5 protein-coding genes and 1 pseudogene are annotated in these 8,003 nt (G+C 53.9%); 2 read left to right on the forward strand and 4 right to left on the reverse strand.

Annotated elements, in window-relative coordinates:
• Nucleotides 1-52: 52 nt before the first annotated feature.
• The 4 genes from G3I74_RS07100 to G3I74_RS07115 all read right to left on the reverse strand — a co-directional run bounded on the left by G3I74_RS07100 (nt 53) and on the right by G3I74_RS07115 (nt 6,606).
• Nucleotides 53-661, reverse strand: a complete 609-nt coding sequence (locus G3I74_RS07100; RefSeq protein WP_164210870.1) for a response regulator transcription factor — start codon at nt 659-661, stop codon at nt 53-55.
• A 4-nt stretch (nt 662-665) separates the two neighbouring features.
• A complete protein-coding gene (locus tag G3I74_RS07105; RefSeq protein ID WP_239056679.1) occupies nt 666-2,081 on the reverse strand; it encodes an HlyD family type I secretion periplasmic adaptor subunit in 1,416 nt (471 codons plus the stop codon).
• The gene (locus G3I74_RS07110; RefSeq protein ID WP_164210872.1) at nt 2,078-4,216 is read right to left on the reverse strand and encodes a type I secretion system permease/ATPase; all 2,139 of its coding nucleotides are present in this window, start codon (nt 4,214-4,216) and stop codon (nt 2,078-2,080) included. Before G3I74_RS07110 ends, G3I74_RS07105 begins: the two co-directional genes overlap by 4 nt.
• Nucleotides 4,217-4,335: 119 nt before the next feature.
• Nucleotides 4,336-6,606 (reverse strand): TolC family outer membrane protein, encoded by a 2,271-nt coding sequence (locus G3I74_RS07115; protein ID WP_164210873.1) that lies wholly within the window; start codon nt 6,604-6,606, stop codon nt 4,336-4,338.
• A gap of 183 nt (nt 6,607-6,789) precedes the next feature.
• On the opposite strand from G3I74_RS07115, the pseudogene G3I74_RS16315 reads away from it, so the two are divergent.
• Nucleotides 6,790-7,155: pseudogene (locus tag G3I74_RS16315) on the forward strand (retention module-containing protein); the annotation flags it as partial.
• A gap of 6 nt (nt 7,156-7,161) precedes the next feature.
• On the forward strand, nt 7,162-8,003 hold an 842-nt coding region (locus G3I74_RS07120; protein ID WP_239056682.1), incomplete at its 3' end, for a hypothetical protein.

An 8,003-nucleotide genomic window follows, 5' to 3' on the forward strand; every position in this document is an offset into this window, starting at 1 on the left:
TTGAACATCGCGTTTTATGAACATGCGGATTCCTTTGCAAGTGACTCGATTTCTACGCTCCGCGGGCCATCAGGATCAGTTGGAGGCGATCACTTATTTCGAGTTTTGAGAAAATAGAAGTCAGATGCTCTTTCACAGTTCTTACTGTTATGTGCAGTTCATCAGCAACTTCTCGGTTTGATACACCTGCTGCGACGATTTTGGCAACCTGCAGTTCTCTCGGGCTTAATTTTTCCGACCAGGAATTTGGAATCTGGGGCGCGGGCATACGATCGGAAAGAATACTCAGCAATCGATTCATCATTGGTGGAGCAATCCATAACCCGCCCTCTGAAACCGCATTTGCGGCCTGTTTGAGTTGCGCAGGGTTGGTAAGAACTTCCATATAACCACGTGCGCCTGCTTCGATGGCTGTCTGCATTTCCGGTAGAGTGAGGAGCTTGCTCAATACAATAACTGGGGAATCCTCGCTATAGTGCCTAACCAGGTTGTTCCAGTCAGGCACGCTGCTAACTATCCAGACCAGGAATTGATTTTTCTCGCCGGGCAGCACATAGGGTTTACCGCCGGTGAATTTAAAGATCGAGAGATTCTCCAGACCAAGCTGCCAATTCGGTGCGCGAAAAGTTTCATCGGTCAGGATCACATGATTCATCTTCATGATGCTACCGCTCCGTAAGCGCCTTGGATTTTGCCTTTAACAGTGGCTTGAATAGATAACGCATAATCGTCCGCTTTCCGGTGAGAATGTCTACTTCGGCGGTCATGCCCGGGATAATCAGCATCTCTTCATCGTATCCACCAGGCTCGGTCATTAATCTGACCAAATAAAATGTATTGTCTCTTTCGTCAGTAATGGTGTCAGCACTGATATGTTCTACATGGGCCTTTAGGTTGCCGTAGACTCCCCAATCGTACGCTGTAAGGCGGATATTGGCTTCTTGCCGTGGCCTGATGAACCCGATATCACGGGGATGAATTTTAGCCTCAATTATTAGCTGGTCATCCAACGGTACGATATCGATGACATCTTGTCCAGGTGTGAGTACGCCGCCAACAGTGTTGATATGGAGTTGTTGCACAGTGCCACGAATAGGCGCCCGAATTTCGGCTTGCCGAACCATGTCTTCTAGTCCTTGACCGGCTTGGGTGAGCGCTTCGAGTCGGCTACGCGATTCAGTTAACTCATTTTGCCAGCGATTGATCATGGTGAGCTCTACTTCGCGCCGCCGACTACGGGCCTCGCTTACGGCTGCCTCATTGCGAGCCACTGCTGCCTGCGCTCGGCTCAGTTCGCCCTCAATCGTGGCGACTTGCCGCTCCAATCTCAAAATATCAACATCCGAGACAGCGCCGCTGACAAGTAGTGGCCGGGTAACTTCAAGTTCTCGTCGCGTGAGCCTCAAGGTGTTCTTGTACTGCTCGACAGCAGCCCGCGCTTCCTCAAGCTCCTGCTGCCTTTGTTCGAGCTGGTTGGAGAACCCAGCCTGCTGCTCCTTGAGCTCCTCTCGGCTGGTCCGGTACAGTCTTCGCTCGAGCCGTAATACTTCTGGTGCTTCTTCAACCAGTTGAGGGGGAAACACAGGTTCGATACCCGCGACCAAGGCACCCAGTCTGGTGACCTCACCGGTCAGAGCCAGGAACTGGGCACGACTTTCACCAAGAGAGGCAGAGAATCGAATAGGGTTCAAGCGTACAAGAAGATCACCCTCTTCGACGACCTGGCCCTCGCGAACACGGATCTCCTGAATCAACCCCCCGTCCACTGACTGGAGAGTCTGAAGCTGGCGCGAAGGTATGATGCGTCCCTCGCCCCTTGTGACTTCGTCTATTTCCGCAATCGATGCCCAGACAATTAAAGCTATAAGAGAGAGAACTACCCCGTAAAGCAGAGCCCGCGCTCGCAGTGGTGACTGCATGATGCGTGCCCATTCGGTATCGGACACCCAATCGGACCGTCCCGAGGGACGCACCCACCGGCTGAAAAGTCGGTCCGTCAGGCTGGCGGGTCGATCAGAAGCCCTTTGGATTCGACCCACCGTTTCGAACTGCTTCTGTTCAAAAGTCTTCGCTGCCATCATCGCGCTCCACTAACTCGGCCTTGGCGTAGAGCCTCCATCACTGTCTCCTTGGGGCCATCAGCGACGATTTTGCCCCTGTCGATGACAATTAGTCTCTTGACAAGCTGCAAAAGGGAGCTACGGTGCGTAACCAGAATGAGAGTCTTACCCTGAGATTGTTCGGCGAGATTCTTCTTGATACTGTCCTCGCTGGTGTGATCGAGCGAGGCTGTCGGTTCGTCCAGTACTAACACCGGTGGTTCGTTAATAAGAGCTCTGGCGATTCCAACTGACTGACGCTGCCCGCCTGACAGTTGTTGGCCACGCTCTCCTACCGGCATATTGATGCCCTGTGGGTGCTGCCGAATCATTGGCTCAAGACCGGCCAGATCAATTGCCCTAAGCAGGCGATCGCTGTCTTCGTTAGCGGAGGTCAGCACAATATTATGTTTGAGCGAGCCTTGAAACAGGCTGACTTCCTGGGGTACATAGCCGATGTTTCGACGTAACTGCGTGACATCAAGCTGGCGCATGTCAATGCCGTCAATCATCACGGAACCCTGAGTTGGACCATAAAGTCCCATGATCAACTTTTCAATGGTCGTTTTCCCCGATCCGTTCTTTCCGAGGATGGCAACATGTTCTCCGGCCGTTATTCTGAAATTGATATCGGAGAGTGCTTGTTGCTGAGCGCCGGGGTACGCGAAGCTGACATTGCGAAATTCAATGTCACCATGAAAAACCGGTCGGTCGATCTTTTCGTCAGAGTCCTGATACTCAACCGGACGCTCCATGATGTTCTCCAGGAGTTGCATGGAATTCGCCGCTTGGTGATAATGTGCCAAAAGCCCGGCAGACTGGCTGATCGGGGCCATAGCTCGAGAAGACAATAGGAAGGCGGCGATAAGGCCACCTTGGGTGAGTTGTCCGTCAATGAGCAGGTAAACGCCGATAATGATGACGGCCACCGACACAGTTTGTTGAACGAATCCGGCGCCATTAGTCACCGCGGAAGACAGTAACCGCATCTTGGCCGAATTGCGCGTCAGGTAGGTTGTGCTGTCCTCCCACTTAGCCTGAACATAACCTTGCACATTGAAGCTTTTCACCGCTTCGAGATTGCCCAGACTTTCAATTAAGGTGCCGCTACGTTGGGCATTGCCTTGCATTCCAACTTGTGTAAGGTTTTGCATCTGGCGTTGAAGAACCAACGCATAGCTCAATACGATGACAGCCCCGATGACGATTGGAATGACTAACAAAGGGTTGATCCAGGCAATAATACCGGCAAACAGCAGGACGAAAGGGAAATCTACGATTGCGATGAGAGTCAACGAACCTATGAAACTTCGAACCGATTCAAAGGACTGGATATTAGCCGCAAATGCTCCGCTGGCTTCGGGGCGGTCTTGCATCCGCATAGCCAGGACGCGTTCCATGATTCGCGAGGAGAGTCGAATATCAGCTCGGCTGGCCGCCAGATCGACAAACCAGGCGCGTAGCAACTTAAGTATGAGACTGGCCACTAAAACAATTCCTAGCCCGGCCGCCAGTGCCCACAGGGTTTCAGTGGCTGCGTTTGGTAAAACCCGGTCATAGACGTTTCGTATGAACAGGATCATGGCCAAAGCGAACAGGTTGACCAAAACTGAGGCGAGAATGACATCTCGGTAAAGCCCCCGATTCTGACGGATAATACCCCAGAACCAATGCTGCTTCTTGTCGGTACCAAAGTCAGCGTGGTGCTGTTCGAGCTTGAAATTCGGTCGGCAATAGATGAGATGACCGTTGTAGTCTTTCTGGAGCTTCTCCAGCGGCACCTCTACCGTTGCATCGTCCAGTTCCGGATAAATGACTTCGGCAAGCCCGTCTTTTAGGCTAAGCTTTGAAATTACACAAATCTTATCGTTCTTGAGAAGCAGTATTGCCGGCAATAAAGCTGTGTTGATTTCTGTAAGGCTTCGTGCCAGCACGCGGCTGCTGAAATGCGCGCGGCGAGCCGCCCGATCAAAAACGGAAGGTGTCAGTTTGCCGTCAGTCAGGGGCAAACCACTTATGAGCGTGTCTCTATGCGCAGCTCTCCCGTGGTAAGCGCACAGAGTGATCAATGCTGTGAGTAAAGGCCCACCAGTTTCGCTCGAATGATGATCGGTCAACTATGTGCTCCTTGGTGGCTGAAACGTTGGATGGCTTCGGTTGGCACCTGACTGCAGACGGTAAGGCCCGCGCGCCCAGAAGCTGGTCGCGCGGGCCTTGGCCCCCTATGATACTCGTGCTAAGCAGAGCGCGGGACGATGAGCACCTCAAGTCCGGTACGGTCGCGAAGTTCTTCTTTAAGTATCGCGACCTGCTGGCCAGGAAGCGCGCGAACCCGAACCGCCCAGATTGGCATTTCCTTGACCTCTGTCATGTGTACAAAGGCATCGTAATCGTCAGCCTGCAAGTCTTTTGCAAGGCGTTGGGCATTCGCTTCCACTGAGAATGACGCAATTTGCACGACAGTAGAGGTGCTGTTTGCTGCGTTCAGTCCCGATAGGCTGCTGTGATCACGCTGGTCGGCTGGGGCGGGTTGACTTGCCTGCACCTGGACATCGGGAGCCAATTGGTCGGCTTTCGTGGGAGTGGCAGCAAGAGAATCTTGTCCAAATTGATCCAAAATGAAGTCGATATCAGATGCCGACACCGATGGCAACTCCTCCTGGCGCAGATTGGTCACCGGGCCATCAGGGTTCATTTCCAACTCGTCGTTAGTCGCCTGCTCGGTCACGAAAGTGATCTCAACGCGTCGGTTGCGTTTGCGATTCTCCTCGCTGTCATTGGGATAAAGCGGGTCGTTTTCGCCCCGGCCTTCCGAGGTGATTTCGTCTTCGCCAATGCCAGCGGATCGCAGGTAATCCACAACGGCTTGCGCGCGGCGCTCGCTTAATGACTTATTGTAGGCAGCCGGACCGAGATCGCAAGTATGGCCGGTCACCTGAATCTGGCCCACCAGTTTGCCTTCTCTGATTGCCACGACCAGCTCGGACAGGGTCTCACGAGCGGCAGGGAGTAAATCGGCACTGTCTAATGCAAACGTTGCCTGGTCTGACAGCGTCACCTGAGTTATGACCATAGGCTCCTCCTCGACGACCGGCTGACTGGCGTAGAGAGCGCGTGCACCAGGTGGGAGGGGGCAGGCAGTTGCCGGATCAACCTCAATCGGTTCTGCGCCCAGGTCATCGAGTGAGGGGAGGTCAGACCGATGAAGACTGAGCGTTTCCAGCAGCAATCCCATGGCTCCCAAAGTTCTTACTGTCGCAAGCGTTTGGTCATAGCTAGCACTGGTCCAGGCACGGCTGGCTTCAAAAAACTCGTTCTCTGAATCCAAGACATCGAGCAAGGTACGCTCGCCAATGTCGAACTGCTGTCGGTAGGCCGTGCGGACCCGATCAGAAGACAATCGGTGCTGATTAAGAACTGGAAGACGTTCTGAAATCCTCCGCACGTCGCTGAACGCGATTTGAGCATCCTGTCGAATATCAACGCAGGCCCGGTCTCTCAACGAAATGGCGCTACTTTCCAGCGCGACCGCTCGATCAATATTGGAACTTCTCCGACCCCCCGTGTAAAGGTCATATGTCAGTTCGACGCCAATCCGGCCATCTGTATGGTTTTCCCGCTCTCCAAACTCATCCCTAGTTTGCACGCCATAGGCGGCAGTCAGGTTCAGGCGTGGCGTCCTTTCGGCGCGCTGAGCACGGATAGCCGAGCCAGCTGCAGAAATGTTCCGGAGCGCGGCGTGATATTTGGGATTGTGCTGGTAGGCCTGCATCAGAACATCATGGATGTTATCCGGAAGGTTGGCATCCAGCGTGACCTCGCGCAACTCATCGGGTGGTAGATCACCGATGATTCGTAAATAACGGGCGGATACGTCGTGCAGATTGGATTCTTCGGTGATGAGATTGGCCTCAGCCAATGCCAGGCGGCCATTGATCTGTTCCAGGTCAGCGGCTCTGGCGACGCCTGCCTCGACACTTTCTGCAACCTGGTCATACACTTGCTGGTGGGTCTCCAGGTTATCCCGGGCCAGTTGAACCAATTCTCGGAACCGCACAACATCCAGATAGGCACGCATCGCCTCGACCGCCGTTTGTTCGGCGGAATCGAGCAATTCGAAATAGCGCACTAATTGGATGTTGTCGAACTCTTCAACGTTGGCCCCTGTCCGGCCGCCGTCCCACAGGAGCTGGGTGAGACCGATTTCGGCGAAACCGGTATTCATCGGATTGCCCGTAATGAAGTTGTCGCGCTGCCGGCCATATGCCGCGTCGATCCCGATTTGGGGACGAAATCCACCGCGCGCGGCGTCTTCCTCGAACCCGGCAGCCCGGAAGTCGTGCCAACGAACCTGAACGTCCGGATTCTTTTCAATCGCCTGGAGGACAACATCCTCGGCGCTGGTCTGAGCAAGGGCTACCGTTGTGGGCGCTAGGACAAAAGAGCAGACAACCAGCAACTTATTGAAAAAGCGATGTTTTTTTGATGGGTTAGAGGTGTCTTTCATTGCGAATACCCTGTGAGAAAGAAAAGCGTGACGAGAGTCGCATATTCTAATAAAAAAAACTAAAAAAGTAAATAATTGTGAAAAACTGTACCAGCGTCCAATAGTCAAGCCGATCCTCGTGGGCTAAGGTTGCGTTGTATCCGGCGAAACGTCGGCAATTTATGCAGATTAGGAATCAACGAGATGGCAGTCGCAATTGTTCAAAATGTTAAAGGTGAAGTCTGGGCCCGTGGGGAAGATGGCGCCCTTCGGCAGCTTGAAAATGGTGATCAGCTGCAGCCCGGCGAGGTAATCATTACCGGGGCTGACGGTAGCGTTGACCTTGTCTTTGAACAATTCGGCGATGGCGTGCTGGAATTGCTGGCGAACCAGGTTCTCGAAATAGGCGAAGGCGTTGACGATTCAGAACCTTCACCAGTTCCGGAGGGTTTGGTCACCGAGAACAGTGTGGCTGACATCTTGGGGTTACTCCAGGGCGAAGGGGATTTGCTAGAAGAGTTGGAGGCAGCTGCGGCTGGTCTTGGCGGTGGCACGGATAACGATGGCTCTTCGTTTGTGATTCTGCCTCGCATTGCGGAGTTCGTGGATCCCATCGCCTTTAATTTTGATCCTGCGCTGGACTTTGAAGTTCTTGATCTGCCTGATTTCGATGATGAAGGGGGCATAGCTGTCCAACCAGCGGCCGAAGGCGATACGGACACCGACACGGACACCGACACCGACACGGACACCGATACCGATACGGACACCGACACCGACACAGATACGGATACCGACACCGATACGGATACCGACACGGACACCGACACGGACACCGACACCGACACCGACACGGACACCGACACGGACACCGACACGGACACCGATACCGATACCGATACGGACACCGATACGGACACCGACACCGACACCGACACGGACACCGACACGGACACCGACACGGACACCGATACCGATACCGATACGGACACCGATACGGACACCGACACCGACACCGATACGGATACCGACACCGATACGGATACCGATACCGATACCGATACGGACACCGATACGGACACCGATACCGATACGGATACCGATACGGATACCGACACGGACACCGACACGGACACCGACACCGACACGGACACCGACACGGACACCGACACGGACACCGACACGGACACCGACACCGACACCGATACGGACACCGATACGGACACCGACACGGACACCGATACCGATACGGACACCGATACGGACACCGACACCGATACGGATACCGATACCGATACGGACACCGATACCGATACCGATACCGATACGGATACGGATACGGATACGGATACGGATACGGATACGGATACGGATACGGATACGGATACGGATACGGATACGGATACGGATACGGATAC

This window comes from Wenzhouxiangella limi, from assembly GCF_010499265.1.
GTDB lineage: Bacteria > Pseudomonadota > Gammaproteobacteria > Xanthomonadales > Wenzhouxiangellaceae > Wenzhouxiangella > Wenzhouxiangella limi.